Source organism: Pseudomonas sp. 10(2024) (genome assembly GCF_045164175.1).
GTDB classification, from domain to species: domain Bacteria; phylum Pseudomonadota; class Gammaproteobacteria; order Pseudomonadales; family Pseudomonadaceae; genus Aquipseudomonas; species Aquipseudomonas alloputida.
The window spans coordinates 104,606-131,094 of record NZ_CP174006.1 but is presented as its reverse complement, the minus strand read 5'-3'; the positions used below and the strand labels follow the sequence as shown (position 1 = coordinate 131,094).

The window sequence follows — 26,489 nt, the reverse complement described above, 5'->3', positions numbered from 1 at the left end:
GACAAAAGTCAGAAATCAACATTCGATCTGAATGTTCATTTCTAAGTTCTGACAAGTGACTGCGTACGGCGAAAGTGGTGGAGCCAAGCGGGATCGAACCGCTGACCTCCTGCGTGCAAGGCAGGCGCTCTCCCAGCTGAGCTATGGCCCCGTATTCTACGGCTGAACCATGTAATGGTAGGTCTGGGCAGATTTGAACTGCCGACCTCACCCTTATCAGGGGTGCGCTCTAACCAACTGAGCTACAGACCTATAACAGGGTCGCGTTACAGCATCGTCTTTTACAATGAATCAAGCAATTCGTGTGGGAGCTCATCAGCAGGCTGATGTCGTCGATTAAGGAGGTGATCCAGCCGCAGGTTCCCCTACGGCTACCTTGTTACGACTTCACCCCAGTCATGAATCACACCGTGGTAACCGTCCCCCCGAAGGTTAGACTAGCTACTTCTGGTGCAACCCACTCCCATGGTGTGACGGGCGGTGTGTACAAGGCCCGGGAACGTATTCACCGCGACATTCTGATTCGCGATTACTAGCGATTCCGACTTCACGCAGTCGAGTTGCAGACTGCGATCCGGACTACGATCGGTTTTGTGAGATTAGCTCCACCTCGCGGCTTGGCAACCCTCTGTACCGACCATTGTAGCACGTGTGTAGCCCAGGCCGTAAGGGCCATGATGACTTGACGTCATCCCCACCTTCCTCCGGTTTGTCACCGGCAGTCTCCTTAGAGTGCCCACCATAACGTGCTGGTAACTAAGGACAAGGGTTGCGCTCGTTACGGGACTTAACCCAACATCTCACGACACGAGCTGACGACAGCCATGCAGCACCTGTGTCAGAGTTCCCGAAGGCACCAATCCATCTCTGGAAAGTTCTCTGCATGTCAAGGCCTGGTAAGGTTCTTCGCGTTGCTTCGAATTAAACCACATGCTCCACCGCTTGTGCGGGCCCCCGTCAATTCATTTGAGTTTTAACCTTGCGGCCGTACTCCCCAGGCGGTCAACTTAATGCGTTAGCTGCGCCACTAAAATCTCAAGGATTCCAACGGCTAGTTGACATCGTTTACGGCGTGGACTACCAGGGTATCTAATCCTGTTTGCTCCCCACGCTTTCGCACCTCAGTGTCAGTATCAGTCCAGGTGGTCGCCTTCGCCACTGGTGTTCCTTCCTATATCTACGCATTTCACCGCTACACAGGAAATTCCACCACCCTCTACCGTACTCTAGCTTGCCAGTTTTGGATGCAGTTCCCAGGTTGAGCCCGGGGCTTTCACATCCAACTTAACAAACCACCTACGCGCGCTTTACGCCCAGTAATTCCGATTAACGCTTGCACCCTCTGTATTACCGCGGCTGCTGGCACAGAGTTAGCCGGTGCTTATTCTGTCGGTAACGTCAAAACAGCAAGGTATTAGCTTACTGCCCTTCCTCCCAACTTAAAGTGCTTTACAATCCGAAGACCTTCTTCACACACGCGGCATGGCTGGATCAGGCTTTCGCCCATTGTCCAATATTCCCCACTGCTGCCTCCCGTAGGAGTCTGGACCGTGTCTCAGTTCCAGTGTGACTGATCATCCTCTCAGACCAGTTACGGATCGTCGCCTTGGTGAGCCATTACCCCACCAACTAGCTAATCCGACCTAGGCTCATCTGATAGCGCAAGGCCCGAAGGTCCCCTGCTTTCTCCCGTAGGACGTATGCGGTATTAGCGTTCCTTTCGAAACGTTGTCCCCCACTACCAGGCAGATTCCTAGGCATTACTCACCCGTCCGCCGCTGAATCAAGGAGCAAGCTCCCGTCATCCGCTCGACTTGCATGTGTTAGGCCTGCCGCCAGCGTTCAATCTGAGCCATGATCAAACTCTTCAGTTCAATACTGCTTGGGTTTTTAAGAAACCCTAAACTTGGCTCAGCAATCTCAAATGACTATGTGATTTCTCGCATGGCCACTTGTGATGCTGATAATCTTTTTGACTATCAGTCCGTACTCACAAGCACCCACACGAATTGCTTGATTCGATTTGTTAAAGAGCGTTTGGTTAAGAGCTTTTCGTCTCAACCGAGGCGCGCATTCTACGCTTTCCTCAGAGCCTGTCAAGCGTTTATTTTGAAGTTTTTGCGAGAAACTCGTTTAACTTCAGACACTTAACTCGCTTCGATCTCTCGTCGCGGGAGGTGAATAATACAGCATTCAAAAACACTGTCAACCACCTTTTTACTGCAGCTGGCTAACCTTGCGGCTTACCAGGACGAAGCATGAGCTTCTACTTAAAGACAAAACCCCTACCTGCGTGCGCAGATAGGGGTTTTGCGAAATGAATCTTGACGATGACCTACTCTCACATGGGGAAACCCCACACTACCATCGGCGATGCATCGTTTCACTACTGAGTTCGGGATGGGATCAGGTGGTTCCAATGCTCTATGGTCGTCAAGAAATTCTGTTGCCAGAATGTCCAGTTGGACAGCCCAGCGAATTCGGATATGCGATATTTGTGGTCTTACGAATTTTCGGGTCTTTCGTCTTCACCACCGCAATCTGCGTCAGCAAATTGCTTGGGTGTTATATGGTCAAGCCTCACGGGCAATTAGTATTGGTTAGCTCAACGCCTCACAGCGCTTACACACCCAACCTATCAACGTCGTAGTCTTCGACGGCCCTTTAGGGGATTCAAGATCCCAGTGAGATCTCATCTTGAGGCAAGTTTCCCGCTTAGATGCTTTCAGCGGTTATCTCTTCCGAACATAGCTACCCGGCAATGCCACTGGCGTGACAACCGGAACACCAGAGGTTCGTCCACTCCGGTCCTCTCGTACTAGGAGCAGCCCCTCTCAAATCTCAAACGTCCACGGCAGATAGGGACCGAACTGTCTCACGACGTTCTAAACCCAGCTCGCGTACCACTTTAAATGGCGAACAGCCATACCCTTGGGACCGGCTTCAGCCCCAGGATGTGATGAGCCGACATCGAGGTGCCAAACACCGCCGTCGATATGAACTCTTGGGCGGTATCAGCCTGTTATCCCCGGAGTACCTTTTATCCGTTGAGCGATGGCCCTTCCATACAGAACCACCGGATCACTAAGACCTACTTTCGTACCTGCTCGACGTGTTTGTCTCGCAGTCAAGCGCGCTTTTGCCTTTATACTCTACGACCGATTTCCGACCGGTCTGAGCGCACCTTCGTACTCCTCCGTTACTCTTTGGGAGGAGACCGCCCCAGTCAAACTACCCACCATACACTGTCCTCGATCCGGATAACGGACCTGAGTTAGAACCTCAAAGTTGCCAGGGTGGTATTTCAAGGATGGCTCCATGAGAACTGGCGTCCCCACTTCAAAGCCTCCCACCTATCCTACACAAGCAAATTCAAAGTCCAGTGCAAAGCTATAGTAAAGGTTCACGGGGTCTTTCCGTCTAGCCGCGGATACACTGCATCTTCACAGCGATTTCAATTTCACTGAGTCTCGGGTGGAGACAGCGCCGCCATCGTTACGCCATTCGTGCAGGTCGGAACTTACCCGACAAGGAATTTCGCTACCTTAGGACCGTTATAGTTACGGCCGCCGTTTACCGGGGCTTCGATCAAGAGCTTCGCTTGCGCTAACCCCATCAATTAACCTTCCGGCACCGGGCAGGCGTCACACCCTATACGTCCACTTTCGTGTTTGCAGAGTGCTGTGTTTTTAATAAACAGTCGCAGCGGCCTGGTATCTTCGACCGGCATGGGCTTACGGAGCAAGTCCTTCACCCTCGCCGGCGCACCTTCTCCCGAAGTTACGGTGCCATTTTGCCTAGTTCCTTCACCCGAGTTCTCTCAAGCGCCTTGGTATTCTCTACCTAACCACCTGTGTCGGTTTGGGGTACGGTTCCCAGTTATCTGAAGCTTAGGAGCTTTTCTTGGAAGCATGGTATCAACCACTTCGTCGCCTGAAGGCAACTCGTCATCAGCTCTCGGCCTTGAAATCCCGGATTTGCCTAAGATTTCAGCCTACCACCTTAAACCTGGACAACCAACGCCAGGCTGGCCTAACCTTCTCCGTCCCTCCATCGCAATAACTGGAAGTACAGGAATATTAACCTGTTTTCCATCGACTACGCTTTTCAGCCTCGCCTTAGGGACCGACTAACCCTGCGTCGATTAACGTTGCGCAGGAAACCTTGGTCTTTCGGCGTGCGAGTTTTTCACTCGCATTGTCGTTACTCATGTCAGCATTCGCACTTCTGATACCTCCAGCAAGCTTCTCAACTCACCTTCACAGGCTTACAGAACGCTCCTCTACCGCATCATCATAAGATGATACCCGTAGCTTCGGTGCATGGTTTGAGCCCCGTTACATCTTCCGCGCAGGCCGACTCGACTAGTGAGCTATTACGCTTTCTTTAAAGGGTGGCTGCTTCTAAGCCAACCTCCTAGCTGTCTAAGCCTTCCCACATCGTTTCCCACTTAACCATGACTTTGGGACCTTAGCTGACGGTCTGGGTTGTTTCCCTTTTCACGACGGACGTTAGCACCCGCCGTGTGTCTCCCATGCTCGGCACTTGTAGGTATTCGGAGTTTGCATCGGTTTGGTAAGTCGGGATGACCCCCTAGCCGAAACAGTGCTCTACCCCCTACAGTGATACATGAGGCGCTACCTAAATAGCTTTCGAGGAGAACCAGCTATCTCCGAGCTTGATTAGCCTTTCACTCCGATCCACAGGTCATCCGCTAACTTTTCAACGGTAGTCGGTTCGGTCCTCCAGTCAGTGTTACCTAACCTTCAACCTGCCCATGGATAGATCGCCCGGTTTCGGGTCTATACCCAGCGACTAAACGCCCTATTAAGACTCGCTTTCGCTACGCCTCCCCTATTCGGTTAAGCTCGCCACTGAATATAAGTCGCTGACCCATTATACAAAAGGTACGCAGTCACCTAACAAAGTAGGCTCCCACTGCTTGTACGCATACGGTTTCAGGTTCTATTTCACTCCCCTCTCCGGGGTTCTTTTCGCCTTTCCCTCACGGTACTGGTTCACTATCGGTCAGTCAGTAGTATTTAGCCTTGGAGGATGGTCCCCCCATATTCAGACAAAGTTTCTCGTGCTCCGTCCTACTCGATTTCATTGATAAGAGATTTTCGTGTACGGGGCTATCACCCACTATGGCCGCACTTTCCAGAGCGTTCCACTAATCTCAAATCAACTTAAGGGCTGGTCCCCGTTCGCTCGCCACTACTAAGGGAATCTCGGTTGATTTCTTTTCCTCAGGGTACTTAGATGTTTCAGTTCCCCTGGTTCGCCTCTTGCACCTATGTATTCAGTACAAGATAACCAGCTTGTGCTGGCTGGGTTCCCCCATTCAGAGATCTCTGGATCACAGTCTGTTTGCCGACTCCCCAAAGCTTATCGCAGGCTACCACGTCTTTCATCGCCTCTGACTGCCAAGGCATCCACCGTATGCGCTTCTTCACTTGACCATATAACCCCAAGCAATCTGGTTATACTGTGAAGACGACATTCGCCGAAAATTCGTACGTTGCTCTTTCGAGCAGAACTCACAAATTTTACCTTAGCCTGATCCACCAGCAGTGAAACTGGTGTTCAGTCTATATCTATCACATATCCGAATTTTTAAAGAACGATCTGACAAAAGCCAGAAATCAACATTCGAAGCGAATGCTCATTTCCAGGTTCTGACCAGGAAAAACGTCTTCGACAATGAATCAAGCAATTCGTGTGGGAGCTCATCAGCAGGCTGATGTCGTCGATTAAGGAGGTGATCCAGCCGCAGGTTCCCCTACGGCTACCTTGTTACGACTTCACCCCAGTCATGAATCACACCGTGGTAACCGTCCCCCCGAAGGTTAGACTAGCTACTTCTGGTGCAACCCACTCCCATGGTGTGACGGGCGGTGTGTACAAGGCCCGGGAACGTATTCACCGCGACATTCTGATTCGCGATTACTAGCGATTCCGACTTCACGCAGTCGAGTTGCAGACTGCGATCCGGACTACGATCGGTTTTGTGAGATTAGCTCCACCTCGCGGCTTGGCAACCCTCTGTACCGACCATTGTAGCACGTGTGTAGCCCAGGCCGTAAGGGCCATGATGACTTGACGTCATCCCCACCTTCCTCCGGTTTGTCACCGGCAGTCTCCTTAGAGTGCCCACCATAACGTGCTGGTAACTAAGGACAAGGGTTGCGCTCGTTACGGGACTTAACCCAACATCTCACGACACGAGCTGACGACAGCCATGCAGCACCTGTGTCAGAGTTCCCGAAGGCACCAATCCATCTCTGGAAAGTTCTCTGCATGTCAAGGCCTGGTAAGGTTCTTCGCGTTGCTTCGAATTAAACCACATGCTCCACCGCTTGTGCGGGCCCCCGTCAATTCATTTGAGTTTTAACCTTGCGGCCGTACTCCCCAGGCGGTCAACTTAATGCGTTAGCTGCGCCACTAAAATCTCAAGGATTCCAACGGCTAGTTGACATCGTTTACGGCGTGGACTACCAGGGTATCTAATCCTGTTTGCTCCCCACGCTTTCGCACCTCAGTGTCAGTATCAGTCCAGGTGGTCGCCTTCGCCACTGGTGTTCCTTCCTATATCTACGCATTTCACCGCTACACAGGAAATTCCACCACCCTCTACCGTACTCTAGCTTGCCAGTTTTGGATGCAGTTCCCAGGTTGAGCCCGGGGCTTTCACATCCAACTTAACAAACCACCTACGCGCGCTTTACGCCCAGTAATTCCGATTAACGCTTGCACCCTCTGTATTACCGCGGCTGCTGGCACAGAGTTAGCCGGTGCTTATTCTGTCGGTAACGTCAAAACAGCAAGGTATTAGCTTACTGCCCTTCCTCCCAACTTAAAGTGCTTTACAATCCGAAGACCTTCTTCACACACGCGGCATGGCTGGATCAGGCTTTCGCCCATTGTCCAATATTCCCCACTGCTGCCTCCCGTAGGAGTCTGGACCGTGTCTCAGTTCCAGTGTGACTGATCATCCTCTCAGACCAGTTACGGATCGTCGCCTTGGTGAGCCATTACCCCACCAACTAGCTAATCCGACCTAGGCTCATCTGATAGCGCAAGGCCCGAAGGTCCCCTGCTTTCTCCCGTAGGACGTATGCGGTATTAGCGTTCCTTTCGAAACGTTGTCCCCCACTACCAGGCAGATTCCTAGGCATTACTCACCCGTCCGCCGCTGAATCAAGGAGCAAGCTCCCGTCATCCGCTCGACTTGCATGTGTTAGGCCTGCCGCCAGCGTTCAATCTGAGCCATGATCAAACTCTTCAGTTCAATACTGCTTGGGTTTTTAAGAAACCCTAAACTTGGCTCAGCAATCTCAAATGACTATGTGATTTCTCGCATGGCCACTTGTGATGCTGATAATCTTTTTGACTATCAGTCCGTACTCACAAGCACCCACACGAATTGCTTGATTCGATTTGTTAAAGAGCGTTTGGTTAAGAGCTTTTCGTCTCAACCGAGGCGCGCATTCTACGCTTTCCTCAGGGTCTGTCAAGCGTTTATTTTGAAGTTTTTTGCGAGAAACTCGTTTAGCTTCAAACACTTGGCTCGCTGCGATCTCTCGTAGCGGGAGGCGAATCATACAGCACTTGGAAGCGCTGTCAACCATCATCTCAACCGCTTTCGATCATTTGATCGCAGCCCTTTCAGCTTTCGCCTTAACTACTTAACTCATTGAATTTCAAGGAGTTTTTCGTTCCGATGTCGCTGGAAGTGGGGCGCATTATAAGGGGATTCGAGAGGGCGTCAACCTTTAATTTCAATAAACTTTGATAGCGCTGAAAAACAAAGCGGGGAGGCCTGACGGCCTCCCCGCTTTTCATCTAGAGCACCCCAGCATCACGCAGACGCTGTACCTCGCCAGCATCCAGCCCCAACACTTCCCCCAGCACCACTTCGGTATGCTCGCCCAGCAGTGGTGGCGCCCGGCGATACTCCACTGGCGTCTCCGACAACCGTATCGGGCTCGCAACTTGCGGCACACTACCCGCCAATGGATGCGGGATATTCAACGCCAACCCGCGCGCCAGCACCTGGGGGTCCTGGAACATCTGCGCCAGGTTATTGATAGGCCCACATGGCACTCCTGCAGCCTCCAACTGGGCCACCCACTCAGCCGTGGTCTTGAACACCGTAGCCTGGCGAATCAAAGGTATCAGCTCAGCCCGGTTGGCGACCCGCAGCTTATTGGTAACGAACCGAGGGTCCTCCGCCCATTGCGGCTGCCCGGCCACTTCAGCGAACTTGCGGAACTGGCTGTCATTACCGACGGTAAGAATGAAATCGCCATCTGCCGTCGGAAAGTCCTGGTAAGGGACTATATTAGGATGCGCATTACCCAGCCGACGGGGAGGGATGCCCGTGGTCAGGTAGTTCATTGCCTGGTTCGCAAGGCAGGCCACCTGCACATCGAGCAATGCCATGTCGACATGCTGGCCGACCCCTGTCTGATCCCGATGAGCGAGGGCAGCCAGCATGGCGACCGTGGAATACAACCCGGTCAGAATATCGGTAAGCGCCACACCCACCTTGACCGGCCCTGCGCCTTCTTCACCCTCCGGACGGCCGGTCAGGCTCATCAGCCCACCCAACCCCTGGATCATGAAGTCATAGCCAGCGCGCTTGGCATAGGGCCCGGTCTGACCGAAGCCGGTAATGGAGCAATAGATGAGCTGCGGGTTTACCGCCTTGAGGCTCTGGTAGTCCAGGCCATAGGCAGCCAGCCCACCCACCTTGAAGTTCTCTATGACGATATCGCACTTCGCCGCCAGCTCCCGCACCAGCCGTTGCCCCTCCGGCTGGGTAAAGTCGATGGTCACTGAGCGCTTGTTGCGGTTGGCCGACAGGTAGTAAGCCGCCTCACTGGTGTCCTCACCTTCGACATCCTTGAGGAAAGGCGGCCCCCATGAGCGGGTATCGTCGCCACTGCCTGGGCGCTCGACCTTGATCACGTCGGCACCAAGGTCAGCCAAAATCTGACCAGACCACGGGCCGGCCAACACGCGCGAAAGGTCTAGCACCCGCAGATGTGATAGCGCGCCCATGGCTTGCTCCTTATTAATAGAACGCCTGGATACCAGTCTGCGCACGCCCCAGGATAAGTGCATGCACGTCGTGGGTACCTTCATAGGTGTTGACCACCTCCAGGTTAACCAGGTGGCGGGCCACACCAAACTCGTCGGAGATGCCGTTGCCGCCCAGCATGTCACGCGCCATACGGGCGATATCCAGCGCCTTGCCGCAGGAATTGCGCTTCATGATGGAGGTGATTTCCACCGCAGCCGTCCCTTCATCCTTCATGCGCCCCAGACGCAGGCAGCCCTGCAGCGCCAGGGTGATTTCGGTCTGCATGTCGGCCAGCTTCTTCTGTATCAACTGGTTGGCGGCCAGTGGACGACCAAACTGCTGACGATCCAGGGTGTATTGGCGGGCGGTGTGCCAGCAGGCTTCAGCGGCACCCAGCGCACCCCACGAAATACCATAGCGAGCCGAATTCAGGCAGGTGAACGGGCCCTTGAGGCCACGCACGTCCGGGAAGATGTTCTCTTCTGGCACGAACACATTGTCCATGACGATTTCGCCAGTGATCGAGGCGCGCAGGCCAACCTTGCCATGAATTGCCGGGGCACTCAGACCTTGCCAGCCTTTTTCCAGTACAAAGCCACGGATATCGCCCGCATCATCCTTGGCCCACACCACGAACACATCGGCGATGGGGCTGTTGGTGATCCACATCTTGCTGCCGGTCAGCCGGTAGCCACCGTCGACCTTTCTCGCCCGGGTAATCATCGAGCCAGGATCGGAGCCATGGTTAGGCTCGGTCAAACCGAAGCAACCGATCCACTCGCCACTGGCCAGCTTGGGGAGGTACTTCTGCTTTTGAGCTTCGGTGCCAAATTCGTTGATCGGCACCATCACCAGCGACGACTGCACACTCATCATCGAGCGGTAACCCGAGTCGATACGTTCCACTTCGCGAGCAATAAGGCCGTAGCACACATAGTTCAGGCCGCTGCCACCGTATTGCTCGGGGATGGTTGCACCCAACAGGCCGACTTCACCCATCTCGCGGAAGATCGCCGGATCGGTCTGCTCATGGCGGAAGGCCTCGAGCACACGCGGCGCCAGCTTGTCCTGGGCGAACTGATAAGCGCTGTCACGCACCATGCGCTCTTCTTCAGTGAGCTGCTGATCCAGCAGCAACGGGTCGATCCAGTTGAAGCTTGCTTTACCGGCCATGAGCGAATCCTCGAAATAGGGGGCAGTTTCTTGTGCCTTTGAGCCTAGGCCTGATCGGCTGCGGGGACAAACGAGGATTGCGCACCGATTAGTGATATTTTGTCACTCCGTAAATCGGCAAAACGCCTTATTGACAGCCTTACAAGTGAGTTTGACGTACATGCGCCGCAAGATCCCCAGTACCGCCGCCCTGATTTGCTTCGAGGCGGCAGCCCGTAACGAGAGCTTTACCAAGGCTGCCCAGGAACTCGCGCTGACCCAGGGTGCCGTCTGTCGGCAGATCGGTGGCCTGGAGGCCTTCCTTAATGTGGAACTGTTCCGTCGCTCGCGCCGCGGCGTAAGGCTGACCGAAGCCGGCCTGTCCTACAGTCGCCAGGTGGCGGCCCAACTGGACGCCGTGGAGCGCGATACCTTGTCGGTGATGCGCCAGCAAGGCGCCAATGTGATCGAGCTGGCGGTAGTTCCGACGTTTGGCACTCAATGGCTGCTACCACGGCTCAAGGACTTCCAGCAGCGCCATCCGGAGGTCACAGTCAACCTCACCAACCGCACCCGGCCATTCCTGTTTGCCGACACTACCTTCGATGCCGCCATCTATTTTGGTGATGCGGACTGGTCAGGCACCCAATCGCACCAACTGATGGGTGAAAACCCGGTACCTGTGTGCAGCCCGGCGCTGCTGAACGGCCAAGGCATGCTCGAGGCACGCCACATCGCGCAGCTACCACTGCTGCAGCAGAGCACGCGCCCGTATGCCTGGCGGCAATGGTTCGGCAGTGTGGGCATGAATGTGGAGCGCGACATGACAGGCCCGCGCTATGAACTATTCTCGATGCTCGCCCAGGCGGCCATGCACGATATGGGCATTGCCCTGATACCACCGTTCCTGATCCAGCGGGAGTTGGAGGAGGGAAGGCTGGTGGTCGCTAACAGGCATGCCCTGAGTAGCGACAAGGCCTACTATCTGATGATTCCAGAGCGCAAGGTGGAGTCGGCGTCGCTACGCGCCTTCCGCGACTGGCTGGTAAGCCAGGCTCAGGCCTACATAAATAGCTCAGGGACAAACGCGACAAATTGACCCTGTAGTCAATTATTTTAAACACCTACAGATGTATGTATATGTCGCATATTCGCAAACTGTAACGCAAGCACAAAAACACCCTTTAACCGTGCTCAGTACGCGGCTTTGCGGGTTATTTTGCGACATCCAACTAGTCGTAAGCGAATTGGCCGCTTTTTTTTTGATTTTTTCTCCTAATCTGCCAATGGCGCATGTTTGACGGGCTGCAACCCTATTGCTGCGACAAGCGGTCACAGGGTGACTTGTAGTTTTGACTTCGTTTCGCTCCAGAACCGGTTGAAGGCCTTCGGGTTCGTCTGCAAAATGCTTCGCCCCGCCCGGGATCCGGCGGGTTGGCGCTCCACAGCCGCCCCAGCGCACCATCCGAAGTGTGTTGGCTTCTACAAAGACAAAAGGTCACCGCAGGAGAAATAGTCGTGCACATTGGTGTTCCTCTCGAGACGCAGACCGGTGAGACAAGGGTCGCTGCGACCCCCGAAACCATCAAGAAACTGATTGGCCAGGGCCATCAGGTCACCGTTCAACGGGGGGCAGGGCTCAACGCCGCCATTCCGGACAGTGCCTATGAAGCCGTGGGTGCTTCCCTTGGGAGCGCCGCCGATGCCTACGGCGCCCAATTGGTACTCAAAGTGGTCGCCCCCAACGACCAGGAACTGGCCCTGATCAACAGCGGCAGCCTTCTGGTGGGCATGCTCAACCCCTTCAACGGTGAACTGATCGGCAAGATGGCCGAACGCGGCATTACCGCCTTCGCCCTGGAAGCCGCGCCGCGAACCTCGCGGGCGCAGAGCCTGGACGTGCTGTCGTCGCAGGCCAACATCGCCGGCTACAAGGCCGTGTTGCTGGCAGCCCATCACTACCCACGCTTCATGCCAATGCTGATGACCGCTGCCGGTACCGTTAAGGCCGCACGCGTGCTGGTACTGGGCGCCGGCGTTGCCGGCTTGCAGGCCATCGCCACAGCCAAGCGCCTGGGTGCAGTGATCGAAGCATCCGACGTTCGCCCGGCAGTGAAAGAGCAGATCGAATCACTGGGTGCAAAATTCATCGACGTGCCATACGAGACCGACGAGGAGCGAGAATGCGCCGAAGGTGTTGGCGGCTATGCCCGACCAATGCCGGCCAGTTGGATGCAGCGCCAGGCGCAGGCCGTGCACGAGCGCGCCAAGCAGGCGGATATCGTCATCACCACCGCGCTGATCCCCGGGCGCAAGGCGCCGACCCTGCTAAGCGCCGAAACCGTGGCGCAGATGAAGCCCGGCTCGGTGGTCATCGACCTGGCTGCAGCCCAAGGCGGCAACTGCCCGCTGACCGTCGCAGACCAGGTGGTGCAGGAAAACGGCGTGATCATCGTCGGCCCGACCAACCTGCCGGCCCAGGTGAGTGCCGATGCCTCGGCACTGTATGCACGCAACCTGCTGGACTTCATGAAGCTGCTGTTCGACAAGGATGGCGCGCTGATCATCAACCTCGAAGACGACATCGTCGCGGCCTGCCTGATGTGCCGTGATGGTCAGGTCGTCCGCAAAAACGGCTAAGGAGCACGACAATGGAAGACATGCTGATTTCCCACGGCATCTATAACCTGATCATTTTCGTGCTGGCCATCTATGTGGGCTACCACGTGGTGTGGAACGTCACCCCGGCGCTGCACACCCCACTGATGGCGGTCACCAATGCCATCTCGGCAATCGTCATCGTCGGCGCCATGCTAGCCGCGGCCCTGACCGTGACCCCGGCTGGCAAGCTGATGGGCACCCTGGCCGTGGCCCTTGCCGCAGTCAACGTGTTCGGTGGCTTCCTGGTCACCCGCCGCATGCTTGAGATGTTCAAGAAGAAAACCAAGAACGAGGCGAAGAAGTAAGCATGAGCATGAATCTGGTAACGCTCCTCTACCTCGTCGCCTCGGTGTGCTTCATCCAGGCGCTCAAGGGCCTGTCGCACCCGACCACCTCGCGGCGCGGCAATCTGTTCGGCATGATCGGCATGGGGCTCGCCATCCTCACTACCGTTGGCCTCATTTATAAGCTCGGGGCTGAACTTGCCACTGCGGGTATCGGCTATGTCATCGTCGGCCTGCTGGTCGGTGGCACCGCCGGTTCGATCATGGCCAAGCGCGTCGAAATGACCAAGATGCCCGAACTGGTCGCCTTCATGCACAGCATGATCGGCCTGGCCGCGGTATTCATCGCCATCGCCGCCGTACTAGAGCCGCAGTCGATGGGCATTGTGGCTGCCATCAGCGACCCGATCCCCACCGGTAACCGCCTGGAACTGTTCCTCGGCGCCGCCATTGGTGCCATTACCTTCTCCGGTTCGGTGATCGCCTTTGGCAAGCTGTCGGGCAAGTACAAGTTCCGACTGTTCCAGGGCGCACCGGTACAGTTCGCTGGCCAGCACAAACTGAACCTGATCCTTGGCCTGACCACCATCGCCCTGGGCCTGCTGTTCACTTTCACTGGCCACTACAGTGCCTTCACCCTGATGCTGGTCCTGGCCTTCATCATGGGTGTGCTGATCATTATTCCGATCGGCGGCGCCGACATGCCAGTGGTGGTGTCGATGCTCAACAGCTACTCGGGCTGGGCAGCGGCCGGCATCGGCTTCTCGCTGAACAACTCGATGCTGATCATCGCCGGTTCCCTGGTAGGTTCGTCCGGTGCCATCCTCTCGTACATCATGTGCAAGGCGATGAACCGTTCGTTCTTCAACGTCATCCTTGGCGGCTTCGGTGGCGATACCGACACTGGCGCGGCGCAAGGTTCGCAAGAACAGCGGCCGGTGAAGTCCGGTTCGGCTGACGATGCCACCTTCCTGCTCAGCAACGCCGACAGCGTGATCATCGTTCCGGGCTACGGCCTGGCGGTAGCCCGCGCACAACACGCGCTGAAAGAGCTGACCGAGAAGCTGACCCACAACGGCGTGACCGTGAAGTATGCGATTCACCCGGTAGCGGGCCGTATGCCCGGGCACATGAACGTACTGCTGGCCGAGGCTGAAGTGCCGTACGATCAGGTATTCGAAATGGAAGACATCAACGCCGAGTTCGGCCAGGCCGACGTGGTGCTGGTGCTGGGCGCCAACGACGTGGTCAACCCGGCGGCGAAGAACGATCCCAAGTCGCCAATCGCCGGCATGCCGATCCTCGAAGCGTTCAAGGCCAAGACCATCATCGTCAACAAGCGCTCGATGGCAAGCGGCTATGCCGGCCTGGACAACGAACTGTTCTATCTGGACAAGACCATGATGGTGTTCGGTGACGCCAAGAAGGTCATCGAGGACATGGTCAAGGCGGTGGAGTGACACCAGCCGCTGCAAACCTGCTGATATAAAGGAAGCCCCGGTCAGAATCTGCCGGGGCTTTTCTTTTATTGATCCGGATCAACGGCTCAAATACAAGGCTTCTCATACGACCATGGTCGTGGGACGGCAATGGGCGAAATCTCTAGACTGCGCTGCAGTAGTTTCAGTAGCCCGAGATAACAATCCATGTACCGTGATCGTATCCGCTTGTCCTCCCTGCACAGCAAGGTAATGAGTGCGGCTGATGCCGCTGGTCTGATCGAGGACGGCATGACTGTCGGCATGAGCGGCTTCACCCGCGCCGGCGAAGCCAAGGCCGTACCGCATGCATTGGCCGAACGTGCCAAGCAATCGCCACTGAAAATCAGCCTGATGACCGGCGCCAGCCTGGGCAATGACCTGGACAAACAACTGACCGAGGCCGGTGTGTTGGCCCGCCGCATGCCGTTCCAGGTCGACAGCACCCTGCGCAAAGCCATCAATGACGGCCAGGTGATGTTCATTGACCAGCACCTGTCGGAAACCGTCGAGCAACTGCGCAACCAGCAGCTGAAGCTGCCGGACATCGCGGTCATCGAAGCCGTGGCCATCACCGAGCAAGGCCACATCGTGCCAACCACTTCGGTGGGCAACTCGGCCAGCTTCGCAATCTTCGCCAAGCAGGTGATTGTGGAGATCAACCTCTCGCACAACACCAACCTCGAAGGCCTGCACGACATCTATATCCCAACCTACCGCCCGACTCGCACGCCAATCCCGCTGGTAAAGGTGGACGACCGTATCGGCAGCACCGCGATCCCGATCGATCCGGCCAAGATCGTCGGTATCGTCATCAGCGACCAGCCGGACTCGCCGTCCACTGTGCTGCCGCCAGATGATGAAACACAGGGCATCGCCGACCACCTGATCAACTTCTTCAAGAAGGAAGTGGATGCAGGCCGTATGACCAACAAGCTCGGCCCGCTGCAAGCCGGCATTGGCAGCATTGCCAATGCGGTGATGTGCGGCCTGATCGAGTCGCCGTTCGAAGACCTGACCATGTACTCCGAAGTGCTGCAGGACTCCACCTTCGACCTGATCGATGCCGGCAAGCTTAGCTTCGCATCCGGCAGCTCGATCACCCTGTCGACGCGCCGCAATGCCGATGTGTTCGGCAACCTGGAGCGCTACAAGGACAAGCTGGTGCTACGCCCGCAAGAAATCTCCAACCACCCGGAAGTAGTGCGTCGCCTGGGCATCATCGGTATCAACACCGCACTGGAGTTCGATATCTACGGCAACGTCAACTCCACCCACGTCTGTGGCACCAGGATGATGAACGGCATCGGTGGCTCCGGCGACTTCGCCCGTAACGCCCACCTGGCGGTATTCGTCACCAAGTCGATTGCCAAAGGCGGGGCGATTTCCAGCGTGGTGCCAATGGTCAGCCATGTCGACCACACCGAGCACGACGTGGACATCCTGGTCACCGAGCAGGGCCTGGCGGACCTGCGCGGCCTGGCGCCGCGCGAACGGGCGCGAGCGATCATCGACAACTGTGTGCACCCAGACTACCGCGCTGCGCTGAACGACTACTTCGACCGCGCCTGCCAGCGTGGCGGCCATACCCCGCACATCCTGCGTGAAGCCCTGAGCTGGCACGAAAACCTGGAAGAAACCGGGCGCATGCTGGCCAGCTGATCCAGATGTGGTACGGAACGGCGGCCCTGCTTCCGCTGTTCCGGCCTCTTCGCGGGCTTGCCCGCGAATGGGGCATAACAGTCAAACCCTTCTATCACTACGCCACGCCTCTACTAGCAGCATAATCTGTACTACTGTACTGGTTCTTTCAGACCTTCCCGACTGACAAATCCCCTTCTTCGAATCAGAACGCACCAAATAAGTGCGGACCAGTACAGTTACGCCTATTTCGAGTGCAACAGTAGGGTTACACAGTTAACTGAGCCATCGTCTTTCCACCGAACTGTATCTACTGTTATGGACGACAGAGGAGGATCATTGGCATCAGTTAAATCACTACCTAATGCCGCCATAAGCGGAAGGATGAAGCATCATGGAACGTACCCTCAGTTCCGGTCTGGTTTTTGAAAGCAACGCCCAGCAATCCAACACTTCGCTGCCACTGCGCGCATTGTCGACCCTGCTGCTGTGGCAGCGCCGTATGACCAGCCGTCGTCAACTGGCTCGCCTGGACTCCCGCCTGCTGGCAGACGCCGGTATCAGCGAGTCGCAGCGTTACGAAGAGCTGAGCAAGCCTTTCTGGCGCTAAGCTCCCGGCTTGCCGGCTTCGCCGGCACCGTGAATTCCTCAAACCCGTTGCAGGTGACTGCAGCGGGTTTTTTATTGCCCGAGAGACGCGCAGTCGCGTGCTTCAGATTGAGACCAGTACAGTTTTACAAAAACGAAAATTCGCCTTAACAGTTGTCTGACATAGCAGTCGTTGTCATCTCTACACAGCACTGCGTGATACGCTTGGCCTAACCGTCTGCTGGAACCCGTTGAAGAAAACGTACCGTGACGAGCCCTGCAAACGTCCGATACAGCAGAACCAACCTGACCTACCCAGGAGTCCACATCATGAACCGTAAACACCTGCTTGGCGCCGCCCTGCTGCTTGGCCTGGCTGGCACTGCCAATGCCACCAGTTTCGTTGTCACCACCGACGCGGTAGTGGGCGCCGTTGCTGCCTCCACCGACGCCACATCCGACGTGAGCTCTTCCTTCCGCGACGACAAGATTGTCCAGGCAGCCCGCGATGACGCAGCCAGCTTCGTCGGCACTCAGGGCGCTATCCGCGGCGCCCGACTGGAAAGCGCCTTTGTGCACATCCGTTCGAACATGCCGGCCCTGCAAGCCAGCGATGCACAGCTGGCCCAGGCCATCCTGGCACTCTGATACGCGCCATGCACAACAGGTGCGTTGGCTTCGGCCCTCGCACCTGAGGTAGGCTTCGCCGTTCATTTTTCCAGCCTTCAAGAAAGCTCATGCGTTATCTGTTGCCATTGCTGTTCGCCGCCGCAGGCATGGCCAGCGCCCATGCCATGGATACCACCACACAAAGCCTGGTCATCACCGGCTATGTCACCAGCCAGGTCACAGTCGCACCATTCGATCGCAAACTGCTTACACAGGCCCGCGACGATGCCGCCGCATTCGTTGCCAGCGACGGGCTGATCCGTGGTGCACGCCTGGAAGCCGCCCTGGAATCATTACGCCACAATTGCGCACGGCACGCCGTCGGCGATCTGGAACTGGCGCAGGCAATTCTCGTCCAATAACTACATCTGACTCCCTGTATTTTTCGGAGATGCTCCATGCGCAAACCGCTGATTGCCGCTTCCCTCGGCATGCTGCTGCTGGCCGACCTGGCCCAGGCACAGACCCTGGTGGCCACCAGCAACATCATCGTGCGTGCCTTTGGCCGCTCGATCGACTTCACCTCAGACACCACCACCTCGATCCGCGACTCCAAAGTGGTGCGCGAAGCCCACGACGACGCTGCAAGCTTCGTCGCCAGCAACGGTGACATCCGCGGCGTCCAACTCGAGGCGGCCTTCAGTACCCTGCGCGAGCGAGTACCGGAAGCGCGCGGCGCCAGCGACCAGGTATTGGCTGAAGCCATACTCGCACTGTGAAGCGCGTGCGTGCCTGGCTGCTTGGCTGCGCCCTGACGCTGCTCGGCACGCCCGCCTTGGCCGACCTGCAGCTTGAGCTGCAGGCGTCCGGCCTCGACCCACAACAAACAAAAGCCTCCCAAGCCCTGCTCGACGAGGCCATGGGCAAGCTGCCACCGCGCTTCAAGCAACAGCTGGACCGCCGCGTGCGGGTCAGCTGGAGCGACAACATGCCTGCCGACGCCTATGGGCAGGCATCACTGATATCCACCCTCGAGCTCAACCGCCGCTTGCTGCCCAGCCTCGCCGATGGCAGCGCCGCCGCTAAGCGCACCGACCGCCCACATGGCACGGTGCGTGAAGAGCTGCTGGCCACCGTGCTGCACGAGCTCACCCATCTCTACGACCGTGCCCGCCTGTGGCCCAGCGCCGAAAATGCGCTGATTGCACGCTGCAAACGCCAGCAAGGCACGCTGGGCAAGGTCGGCCTGCCGGAAGAATGCCGCGGGCAGGCCGAGCGCCGCTTCACCCTGAGCGACGACCCACGCCTGCTCGACCTGGCCGGGTGGCAGCAGTACGTGGGCCGACGAGGCGAGCGCGAACAGCACAATGGCCAATTCGTGCGCAGCCCCGACAGCTATGAGTTGAGCAGCCCCAAGGAATACATCGCGGTCAACATGGAGTATTTCCTCCTCGACCCGAGCTACAGCTGCCGTCGCCCGGCGCTGTATCAGTACCTTCGCGAACACTTCGGCTGGGCACCCCAACAGGACACCTGTGCCAAGGGCCTGCCATTCATCAATGCCGGCAGCGACTTCGCCCGCCAGCCCCTAGGTGAAATAGACCCGGAAAGGGTCTACGAAGTGGACTATCTGCTGGCTGAAGCCAATCAGAACCTGGTCAGCCGCTGGGGGCACAGCATGCTGCGCCTGGTGATCTGCAAGCCGGGCCGCCCACGCGGACCAGACTGCCGCCTGGACCTCGATCAAAGCCTGGTGCTGTCGTACCGCGCCTTCGTCAACGACGTGCAACTGTCCAGCTGGGACGGCCTGGTCGGCAACTACCCGTCGCGGCTATTCGTGCTGCCGCTGGGCCAGGTGATCGACGAATACACCAAGACCGAGCTGCGCAGCCTGGCCTCGGTGCCCTTGAAGCTCAGCCGCGACGAAATCGAGAACCTGGTGCGCCAGGCCGCCGAGATGCACTGGAGCTATGACGGCAACTACTGGTTCCTGTCCAACAACTGTGCCGTGGAGTCGTTGAAGCTGCTGCGCAGCGGCACCGCCAATCCACGCCTCAACGACCTGGACAGCATCATGCCCAACGGTTTGCTGGCAGTGCTCAAGGGCAGGGGGTTGGCAGACACCAGCGTGCTTGATAACCCGCGCGAAGCGTTACGCCTGGGCTACCGCTTCGATTCTTACCGCGACCGGTACCAGGCCATGTTCGAGGTGCTGAGAAAGCAGTTGCCAATCAAGCAAGCTCTGGTTGAAGACTGGCTGGCCCTCAATGCCGAGCAGCGCCGTAGCTGGTTCGCCAAGGCTGACCTGCGCACCAGTGCGGCACTGCTTCTGCTTGAGCAGGCCAGCCTGCGCCGGCAGCTTCTGCTGGCCCAGGACGAGGTCAAGCAGCGTTACCTGAATGCCGCAGCCTTGAAGGATGGCAGCATCAACAAAGCCGATGCCACGCTCAAGCAAATGCTTGCCAACAGCGGTTTTCTCAGCCGCCCGGCAGAGTTGCTCGATTCCAAAGGCTACGGGCTGCCGCAGCCAGAAGAGCGCAAGCACCTGGAGCAGGTGAGCAGAGAGCGCCAGGCACAGCTGTTGCGCTTGAGCACAAGCCTGGACAAAGAGGTGAGGGCGCTGCTGGAGCCGTCGCGAGCCAAGGAAATTGCAGCGGTCGAGGCAAACGTGAAGCAGATCGGCGAGCACTTGCGAGCGTTGCACAAGGCTGCTGGTGGCCTGCAGTTGTGATGTATGAAGGGCTGGCCCTTTCGCGGGCGAGCCCGCGCCTACAGGCGCTCCTCATCTTCCGAGGGCAAATCCTCATCCAGATGCAGCCAAGCCAACCGGCTGCCTGCCCAGATATGTCGGTTGGCTCGTACCCGCTCAGGGTGATCCAGCGTCGCCACCGTCACATCGATCGTCTGCGGGCTATGCGTGGTCACCAGCGCCACATGCGCCCCACACTGCCCACAGAAGTAGCGGCTGCAACTGGCAGGCGCCACATAGCAGCTCGGCTCGCCCCTTAACCACTGGAACCCAGAACGGGGCAGGGTAAGCCAGGTGACCACCAGTCCACCGCTGACCCGCCTGCAGATCGAACAATGGCAGTGGGCAATGTCCGTCAGGTTGCCCTCCAGCCGATAACGCAGGGCTCCACAATGGCAGCCACCTTCGGTTACATCCTGCATCACCTACCTCTCGTCACCTTTGCTTCAGCGAAAGCTGGCTGAAAGCTTGCCCTTTTAGGATAGCGCCCACTACCGGCACAAGACCGGTCAGCCAGGGCACCCGGTCAATACCGCGCCCGGCCCAATCAACAACAACAATGGTGATTCTGATGTCTTCCTGTGCCCGCCTTTTCGTAGTCCCCCTCCGCATGCTCCCCGCACAGCGCCCTACGCGCTGATACGCCCGAATCGACTGTCCTTTCGCCGCGCCACGCCTGGAGTATTGCCATGCTGACCTTCCTCGGCTTTGCCATGGTCATCACGTTCATGTACCTGATCATGACCAAGCGCCTTTCGGCCTTGATCGCGCTGATTCTGGTACCGATCCTGTTCGCCCTGTTCGGTGGTTTTTCCGCCAAGATCGGCCCCATGATGCTAGAGGGCATCAGCAAGCTCGCACCTACCGGCGTGATGCTGATGTTCGCCATCCTCTATTTCGCCCTGATGATCGATTCCGGCCTGTTCGACCCGGCCGTTCGCAAGATCCTCAAGCTGGTCAAGGGCGATCCGCTGAAAGTCTCGGTCGGCACCGCTGTACTGGCCCTGGTGGTCTCGCTCGACGGTGACGGCGCCACCACCTACATGATCTGCTGCGCCGCCATGCTGCCGATGTACAGCCGCCTGGGCATGAGCCCGCGGATCATGGCCGGCCTGATCATCCTCGCCGGCGGCGTGATGAACATGACCCCATGGGGTGGGCCGACCGCGCGTGCTGCCAGCGCCCTGCACGTAGACCCGTCAGACATCTTCGTGCCGATGATCCCGGCCATGCTGTTCGGTGTACTGGCGATCCTGGCCATTGCCTACATGTATGGCAAGCGTGAGCGTGCCCGCCTGGGCGAACTGCATCTGCCTACCGACGACATCGACCACAGCGAAATCACCGTCTCGCAGTACCCGGACGCACGCCGGCCCAAGCTGCTGTACTTCAACGGTGCCCTGACCGCTGCCCTGATGGTCGCGCTGATCGCCGGCCTGCTGCCGCTGCCAGTGCTGTTCATGATTGCCTTCAGTATCGCCATGATCGTCAACTACCCGTGCCTGCAACAGCAGAAAGACCGCATCGCCGCCCACGCCGGCAGCGTACTGGCCGTGACCGGGCTGATCTTCGCCGCCGGCATCTTCACCGGCATCCTGTCCGGCACCGGCATGGTCGACGCCATGTCCAAGAGCCTGCTGGCGGTCATCCCCGAGGCGCTGGGCCCATACTTGGCCGTAATCACCGCGATCGTGAGCATGCCGTTCACGTTCTTCATGTCCAACGATGCGTTCTACTACGGCGTGCTGCCGGTGCTGGCCGAAGCCGCCAGCCACTATGGCATCACCCCGGTGGAAATGGCCCGTGCGTCGATCGTCGGGCAGCCGGTACACCTGCTCAGCCCGCTGGTACCCTCCACCTACCTGCTGGTAGCCCTGGCCGGTATCGAGTTCGGCGATCATCAGCGCTTCACGCTCAAGTGGGCAGTGCTGGTATGCCTGTGCATAATGCTCGGCGCACTGCTGATGGGGATTTTCCCGCTGTTCAGTAGTCTTTAATACATCCGTATCACGTACGCGACGCGCCCTGACCGGGGCGCGTTGCCATTACCGCTCGAAGGAAAATACATGGAATGGCTGACCAGCCCGGAAATCTGGGTTGCCTTTTTCACCCTTACCGCGCTTGAGATCGTCCTCGGTATCGACAACATCATCATGATCTCGATTCTGGTCAGCCGCATGCCCAAGCACATGCAGCCACGCACCCGGATCTTCGGCCTGGCCCTGGCCATGGTCACCCGTATCATGCTGCTGCTGTCGATCACCTGGGTCATGCGCCTCACCGCCGACCTGTTCGTGGTCTTTGGCCAAGGCATCTCCGGGCGTGACCTGATCCTGTTCTTCGGTGGCCTGTTCCTGCTGTGGAAGAGCTCGCAAGAGATCTACCACGGCCTGGAAGGCGAGGACGAGAGCGCAGAGGAGCCCAAAGGCGCAGGTGGCAAGTTCTTCTACACCATCATCCAGATCGCCATCATCGACATCGTGTTCTCGCTGGACTCGGTGATTACCGCTGTGGGCATGGTTTCCCACGTACCGGTGATGATCGCCGCCATCGTTGTGGCCGTGCTGGTGATGATGCTGTGCGCCGGCGCCATCAGCAATTTCATCGACAAGCACCCGTCGCTGAAGATGCTCGCGCTGTCGTTCCTGATCGTGGTCGGTACTGTACTGATCGCTGAAGCGTTCGAAGTGCATGTGCCGAAGGGCTATGTCTACTTCGCCATGGCCTTCTCGCTGGCGGTGGAAGCCATCAACATCCGCATGCGCACCGCCATGGCCCGCAAGGATGGCAAGGATCATGAACCGGTGAAACTGCGCAAGGACATTCCGGGTCAATAAGGCCAAGGAAGTGCAGCACAACAAGGGCCCTTCGCAGGGCCCTTTTTAATGCCTTTTTTCTGTGCGTTTTTCCTGCGCGTTGTCACTGTGGAGGCTTGCCCGCGAAGCAGCCCCACGGGCAGTCATTCGTTTCAAGATCTGTTTCAAATAAATGACTGCCATGCGAAGCTGGCGACAGCTGGGCAAAACAACTAAAGCTTTGAGTGAGCACCGAAAATTCTTCAAATGCTCACGTTTCTTTTCTTGGCCCGATGGGCCTATGCAACAGGGGGCCTTCGCCATGCTGACCCTGCTCAACCTGCTCTCGGCCGTGACGCTTCTGGTCTGGGGTACCCACATTGTGCGCACCGGCATCCTCCGGGTATTCGGCTCGAACCTGCGACGCATCATCAGCCAGAACATGGACAAGCGCCCGCTGGCATTCATCGCCGGTATTCTGGTCACGGCCATGGTTCAAAGCAGCAACGCCACGGCCATGCTGGTCACCTCTTTCGTCGGCCAAGGCCTGATGGCCATGACCCCGGCCTTGGCCATCATGCTGGGTGCCGACGTGGGTACCGCACTGATGGCCCGGGTACTGACCTTCGACCTGTCCTGGCTGTCGCCACTGCTGATCTTCCTTGGCGTGATCTTCTTCCTTTCGCGCAAGCAGACACGGGCCGGCCAACTGGGCCGAGTAGGCATCGGGCTTGGCCTGATCATCCTGGCACTCGAGCTTATCGTGCAGGCAGCTGCGCCGATCACCCATGCCCAGGGCGTGAAAGTGCTATTTGCCTCACTGACCGGCGACATCATGCTCGACGCTCTGGTCGGGGCAATGTTCGCCATGATTTCCTATTCCAGCCTGGCCGCCGTTCTGCTCACAGCGACACTGGCCGGCGCCGAACTGATCAGCCTGCCGGTCGCCATCGGGCTGGTGGTCGGCGCCAACATCGGCAGCGGGCTGCTGGCCTTCATCAGTACCAGCATGCAGAACGCCGCCGGGCGCCGGGTGGCCTTGGGCAGCCTGCTGTACAAGCTGATCGGCCTGGTGCTGATCATCCCTGTGCTGCACCCGCTGGTGGCATGGATGGACTCGCTGAGTTTCAGCCCTCAGGAACTGGTCATCGGCTTTCACCTGCTCTACAACACGCTGCGCTGTCTGATCATGCTGCCCACGGTCAAACCGATGGGTCGGCTGTGCAACGCCCTGCTACCTGAACGGGAAATCGGCAATGGTCAGGTGCGCCCGCGCCACCTTGACGCCTCGGCCCTGGAAACGCCCAGCCTGGCCCTGGCCAACGCCGCCCGCGAGACTTTGCGCCTGGGGGACATCGTCGACAGCCTGCTCGAAGCCATGCTTGGAGCCCTGCGTGGCACCCAGACCGCCATGCCACAGCAAGTTCGCGCCTTGGGCGAAGACGCCGAAGCCTTGTACAGCGCAATCAAGCTGTACCTGGCGCAGATGTCACGGGAAGACCTCAGCGAACAGGACAACCGCCGCTGGGCCGAAATCATCGAGCTGTCGATTAACCTCAAACTCGCCTGCGACCTGATCGAACGCATGCTGCGCAAGGTCCAGCAGCAGAAAACCAGCCAGCGACGGGAGTTTTCCCAGGTAGGCCTGGAAGAGCTGACCGGCCTGCAGGAGCAATTGCTGGCCAACCTGCGCCTGGGCCTGTCGGTGTTCCTCAGTGCCGACCCGGAAAGCGCCCGCTTGCTGCTGCGGGAAAAACGCCGGTTCCGTGCCCAGGAACGGCGCCTCGCACACGCCCATGTCAGCCGCCTGCAGCGCAAGGTCGTGCAAAGTATCGAGACCAGTTCGCTACACTTGGAGCTGATCGCCGACATGAAGCGGTTGAACTCTTTGTTCTGTAGCAGTGCCTATGTGGTACTGGGCGGCTCGGACACCGGAGGGCTGATGCTCGACAGTGTGCCCGATGAAGCCCGCCTGCCGTGATTTCTCCTAGCTGAGGACCCTCGCTCGCCCATGCGTTGCCTGATGTTCGTTTGCCTGCTGATCTGCAGCCTGCCCTCGTTCGCCCTCGACCGCTCGCGGGTTGAAGGCTACCTGTTGCCCAATGGTCTGCAGGTCATCCTGAAAGACGGCTACGAACGTGACCATGTGGCGATTCGTCTGGTGGTCGGCGTGGGCCTGGATGATTTCGACTGCGAGCAGAAAGAGCTGCCACACCTGCTTGAGCACCTGCTGTTCAGTGGCATCGACGAGACAGGCGAAGGCGGGCTGGAAGAGCGCCTGCAAGCGCTCGGCGGAGAGTGGAACGCCTATACCAGCAGTGCCGACACCACCTTTGTCATCGAGGCCCCGGCACGCAACCAGCGCAAGGTCCTCGACCTGCTGTTGGCAGTCATCCGCGATACCACCATCGACGCCAAGGCCTTGGCCACCGCCAAGCGCATCATAGAGCGCGAGGATGGCGGCCACTATGGCCATCTGCAGCGCTGGCTCGACCGCCAGGATATCGGCCACCCCGCCAGCGACCAGTTGGCCACCGAGCTGGGGTTGAAATGCCCGGAGCGTTCCAACCTCGACGACATGACCTTGGCGCAAGTTCAGGCGTTGCGTGACCGCTGGTACGCCGCCAACAACATGACCCTGATCATGGTCGGCGGCCTCGACCGCCTGCTTCCGGCCTATCTGGAGCGGTCGTTTGGCGAACTGCCCGCCACTGAACCCGAAGAGCGCCGCAACCTTGAAAGCATCACCCGACAGGCCGAGCAGCGTCGCAACCTGACCCGCGGCTGGCTGGGTGATGGCGTCAAATTGCACTGGCTGTTCATAGAGCCGGTGCTGGACAATGACCACCAAGCCACCCTCGACCTGCTGTCGCGCTACCTGGACTGGGCGCTGTACGACCAGCTGCGCCTGCGCAACGAGCTGTCCTACGGCCCCTCCGTGCAGCGTGAGAGCTTTGGCGACACCGGCTTGCTCAGCCTCAATGCGGACCTTGAGCGCGATGACATCGACAAGGCTGTCAAGGTGATGCAGGCCCTGTTCGACCACCTGCGCAAGGAAGGCCTGGACCCGGACACCTTCGCCCGCATCAAGGAAGCCAGCATCGCCAAGGAAAGCTGGAGCACCCAAGGCAACAGCGCCTTGGCCGACTACTACTGGGGGGCGCTGAACGACTATACCGACGGGCGCTTTGCCAACCCGATGCGCAAGCTGCGCCAGGTCAGCCTGGAACAGGCCAACGAGGCACTGAAGGATCTGCTCAAGGAAGATGGCTATGTGCGCATCGAAAAGCCGTTGCTAGGCTATGACGAGCTTTACGGGCTGATGGCCTTGCTTGTGGGGCTGGGCCTGGCGGCGGGGCTGTTGCGCTGGCGGCGGCATGGACCTGAACGGCCCAGTGGTGCTACACGGCAGCGGTAAATCGGCGGTATCCTTTTGCCAGTACC

At 58.1% G+C, this 26,489-nt stretch carries 17 protein-coding genes, 2 tRNA genes and 4 rRNA genes; 14 read left to right on the top strand and 9 right to left on the bottom strand.

The genetic code is table 11. From position 1 onward, the window contains the following. Positions 1 to 75 precede the first annotated feature (75 nt). The 8 genes from ACI7M0_RS00620 to ACI7M0_RS00585 form a co-directional block, all read right to left on the bottom strand. Positions 76 to 151, bottom strand: a tRNA-Ala gene (locus tag ACI7M0_RS00620). Positions 152 to 175: 24 nt separating this feature from the next. After that, positions 176 to 252, bottom strand: a tRNA-Ile gene (locus tag ACI7M0_RS00615). Positions 253 to 337: 85 nt separating this feature from the next. Next, positions 338 to 1,874, bottom strand: a 16S ribosomal RNA gene (locus ACI7M0_RS00610). Positions 1,875 to 2,322: 448 nt separating this feature from the next. Beyond that, positions 2,323 to 2,438 (bottom strand): 5S ribosomal RNA (gene rrf / locus ACI7M0_RS00605). A 131-nt stretch (positions 2,439 to 2,569) separates the two neighbouring features. Beyond that, positions 2,570 to 5,462: ribosomal RNA gene (locus tag ACI7M0_RS00600) — 23S ribosomal RNA — on the bottom strand. A 292-nt stretch (positions 5,463 to 5,754) separates the two neighbouring features. Then, positions 5,755 to 7,291, bottom strand: a 16S ribosomal RNA gene (locus ACI7M0_RS00595). Together the 16S, 23S and 5S rRNA genes with 2 tRNA genes alongside form the textbook arrangement of a ribosomal RNA operon. A gap of 554 nt (positions 7,292 to 7,845) precedes the next feature. After that, the gene (locus ACI7M0_RS00590) at positions 7,846 to 9,066 is read right to left on the bottom strand and encodes a CaiB/BaiF CoA-transferase family protein (protein WP_129933003.1); all 1,221 of its coding nucleotides are present in this window, start codon (positions 9,064 to 9,066) and stop codon (positions 7,846 to 7,848) included. 13 nt (positions 9,067 to 9,079) lie between these two features. Continuing rightward, positions 9,080 to 10,261: an acyl-CoA dehydrogenase gene (locus ACI7M0_RS00585; RefSeq protein WP_003252907.1), complete on the bottom strand. Its 1,182-nt coding sequence runs from the start codon at positions 10,259 to 10,261 to the stop codon at positions 9,080 to 9,082. A 160-nt stretch (positions 10,262 to 10,421) separates the two neighbouring features. On the opposite strand from ACI7M0_RS00585, the gene ACI7M0_RS00580 reads away from it, so the two are divergent. From ACI7M0_RS00580 to ACI7M0_RS00535, 10 genes are all read left to right on the top strand, one after another. Next, positions 10,422 to 11,339, top strand: coding sequence for a LysR family transcriptional regulator (locus tag ACI7M0_RS00580; protein ID WP_104960561.1), 918 nt, complete (start codon positions 10,422 to 10,424; stop codon positions 11,337 to 11,339). 419 nt (positions 11,340 to 11,758) lie between these two features. Continuing rightward, on the top strand, positions 11,759 to 12,880 hold the full coding sequence (locus tag ACI7M0_RS00575) for a Re/Si-specific NAD(P)(+) transhydrogenase subunit alpha (protein ID WP_020191551.1): 1,122 nt from the start codon (positions 11,759 to 11,761) through the stop codon (positions 12,878 to 12,880). 11 nt (positions 12,881 to 12,891) lie between these two features. Further along, positions 12,892 to 13,206: an NAD(P) transhydrogenase subunit alpha gene (locus ACI7M0_RS00570; protein WP_003252914.1), complete on the top strand. Its 315-nt coding sequence runs from the start codon at positions 12,892 to 12,894 to the stop codon at positions 13,204 to 13,206. 2 nt (positions 13,207 to 13,208) lie between these two features. Then, the gene (locus tag ACI7M0_RS00565) at positions 13,209 to 14,645 is read left to right on the top strand and encodes an NAD(P)(+) transhydrogenase (Re/Si-specific) subunit beta (RefSeq protein ID WP_003252919.1); all 1,437 of its coding nucleotides are present in this window, start codon (positions 13,209 to 13,211) and stop codon (positions 14,643 to 14,645) included. 186 nt (positions 14,646 to 14,831) lie between these two features. Continuing rightward, positions 14,832 to 16,325, top strand: a complete 1,494-nt coding sequence (locus ACI7M0_RS00560) for an acetyl-CoA hydrolase/transferase family protein (protein ID WP_064490875.1) — start codon at positions 14,832 to 14,834, stop codon at positions 16,323 to 16,325. 373 nt (positions 16,326 to 16,698) lie between these two features. Further along, a complete protein-coding gene (locus tag ACI7M0_RS00555) occupies positions 16,699 to 16,914 on the top strand; it encodes a DUF1127 domain-containing protein (RefSeq protein WP_003252924.1) in 216 nt (71 codons plus the stop codon). 308 nt (positions 16,915 to 17,222) lie between these two features. Next, a complete protein-coding gene (locus tag ACI7M0_RS00550) occupies positions 17,223 to 17,540 on the top strand; it encodes a DUF2388 domain-containing protein (protein ID WP_014589278.1) in 318 nt (105 codons plus the stop codon). An 89-nt stretch (positions 17,541 to 17,629) separates the two neighbouring features. Further along, positions 17,630 to 17,923, top strand: coding sequence for a DUF2388 domain-containing protein (locus tag ACI7M0_RS00545; protein ID WP_010951544.1), 294 nt, complete (start codon positions 17,630 to 17,632; stop codon positions 17,921 to 17,923). 36 nt (positions 17,924 to 17,959) lie between these two features. After that, a complete protein-coding gene (locus ACI7M0_RS00540) occupies positions 17,960 to 18,280 on the top strand; it encodes a DUF2388 domain-containing protein (protein WP_020192357.1) in 321 nt (106 codons plus the stop codon). Then, positions 18,277 to 20,232: a DUF4105 domain-containing protein gene (locus ACI7M0_RS00535; RefSeq protein WP_104960559.1), complete on the top strand. Its 1,956-nt coding sequence runs from the start codon at positions 18,277 to 18,279 to the stop codon at positions 20,230 to 20,232. Before ACI7M0_RS00540 ends, ACI7M0_RS00535 begins: the two co-directional genes overlap by 4 nt. A 38-nt stretch (positions 20,233 to 20,270) precedes the next feature. Here the strand turns inward: ACI7M0_RS00535 and ACI7M0_RS00530 are convergent, their stop codons facing one another. After that, entirely contained in the window at positions 20,271 to 20,672 is a 402-nt protein-coding gene (locus tag ACI7M0_RS00530; RefSeq protein WP_104960558.1) for a GFA family protein, read from the bottom strand. Positions 20,673 to 20,939: 267 nt separating this feature from the next. Between ACI7M0_RS00530 and ACI7M0_RS00525 the strand changes: the two genes are divergently transcribed. The 4 genes from ACI7M0_RS00525 to ACI7M0_RS00510 all read left to right on the top strand — a co-directional run bounded on the left by ACI7M0_RS00525 (position 20,940) and on the right by ACI7M0_RS00510 (position 26,463). Continuing rightward, a complete protein-coding gene (locus tag ACI7M0_RS00525; RefSeq protein WP_010951541.1) occupies positions 20,940 to 22,247 on the top strand; it encodes a CitMHS family transporter in 1,308 nt (435 codons plus the stop codon). Between the two features lie 69 nt (positions 22,248 to 22,316). After that, the gene (locus ACI7M0_RS00520; protein WP_129933002.1) at positions 22,317 to 23,087 is read left to right on the top strand and encodes a TerC family protein; all 771 of its coding nucleotides are present in this window, start codon (positions 22,317 to 22,319) and stop codon (positions 23,085 to 23,087) included. A gap of 280 nt (positions 23,088 to 23,367) precedes the next feature. Then, positions 23,368 to 25,026, top strand: coding sequence for a Na/Pi cotransporter family protein (locus tag ACI7M0_RS00515; RefSeq protein ID WP_129933001.1), 1,659 nt, complete (start codon positions 23,368 to 23,370; stop codon positions 25,024 to 25,026). A gap of 30 nt (positions 25,027 to 25,056) precedes the next feature. Beyond that, complete coding sequence (locus ACI7M0_RS00510; protein ID WP_010951538.1) at positions 25,057 to 26,463, top strand: pitrilysin family protein; 1,407 nt, start codon at positions 25,057 to 25,059, stop codon at positions 26,461 to 26,463. Positions 26,464 to 26,489: the final 26 nt, after the last annotated feature.

What these genes read in the sequence shown, in the direction of transcription:
- ACI7M0_RS00550 (WP_014589278.1), top strand. Translation starts at nt 17,223, where the DNA reads ATGAACCGTAAACACCTGCTTGGCGCCGCCCTGCTGCTTGGCCTGGCT.
- ACI7M0_RS00560 (WP_064490875.1), top strand. Translation starts at nt 14,832, where the DNA reads ATGTACCGTGATCGTATCCGCTTGTCCTCCCTGCACAGCAAGGTAATG.
- ACI7M0_RS00590 (WP_129933003.1), bottom strand. Translation starts at nt 9,066, where the DNA reads ATGGGCGCGCTATCACATCTGCGGGTGCTAGACCTTTCGCGCGTGTTG.
- ACI7M0_RS00580 (WP_104960561.1), top strand. Translation starts at nt 10,422, where the DNA reads ATGCGCCGCAAGATCCCCAGTACCGCCGCCCTGATTTGCTTCGAGGCG.
- ACI7M0_RS00565 (WP_003252919.1), top strand. Translation starts at nt 13,209, where the DNA reads ATGAGCATGAATCTGGTAACGCTCCTCTACCTCGTCGCCTCGGTGTGC.
- ACI7M0_RS00555 (WP_003252924.1), top strand. Translation starts at nt 16,699, where the DNA reads ATGGAACGTACCCTCAGTTCCGGTCTGGTTTTTGAAAGCAACGCCCAG.
- ACI7M0_RS00515 (WP_129933001.1), top strand. Translation starts at nt 23,368, where the DNA reads ATGCTGACCCTGCTCAACCTGCTCTCGGCCGTGACGCTTCTGGTCTGG.
- ACI7M0_RS00545 (WP_010951544.1), top strand. Translation starts at nt 17,630, where the DNA reads ATGCGTTATCTGTTGCCATTGCTGTTCGCCGCCGCAGGCATGGCCAGC.
- ACI7M0_RS00525 (WP_010951541.1), top strand. Translation starts at nt 20,940, where the DNA reads ATGCTGACCTTCCTCGGCTTTGCCATGGTCATCACGTTCATGTACCTG.
- ACI7M0_RS00510 (WP_010951538.1), top strand. Translation starts at nt 25,057, where the DNA reads ATGCGTTGCCTGATGTTCGTTTGCCTGCTGATCTGCAGCCTGCCCTCG.
- ACI7M0_RS00585 (WP_003252907.1), bottom strand. Translation starts at nt 10,261, where the DNA reads ATGGCCGGTAAAGCAAGCTTCAACTGGATCGACCCGTTGCTGCTGGAT.
- ACI7M0_RS00540 (WP_020192357.1), top strand. Translation starts at nt 17,960, where the DNA reads ATGCGCAAACCGCTGATTGCCGCTTCCCTCGGCATGCTGCTGCTGGCC.
- ACI7M0_RS00570 (WP_003252914.1), top strand. Translation starts at nt 12,892, where the DNA reads ATGGAAGACATGCTGATTTCCCACGGCATCTATAACCTGATCATTTTC.
- ACI7M0_RS00520 (WP_129933002.1), top strand. Translation starts at nt 22,317, where the DNA reads ATGGAATGGCTGACCAGCCCGGAAATCTGGGTTGCCTTTTTCACCCTT.
- ACI7M0_RS00530 (WP_104960558.1), bottom strand. Translation starts at nt 20,672, where the DNA reads ATGCAGGATGTAACCGAAGGTGGCTGCCATTGTGGAGCCCTGCGTTAT.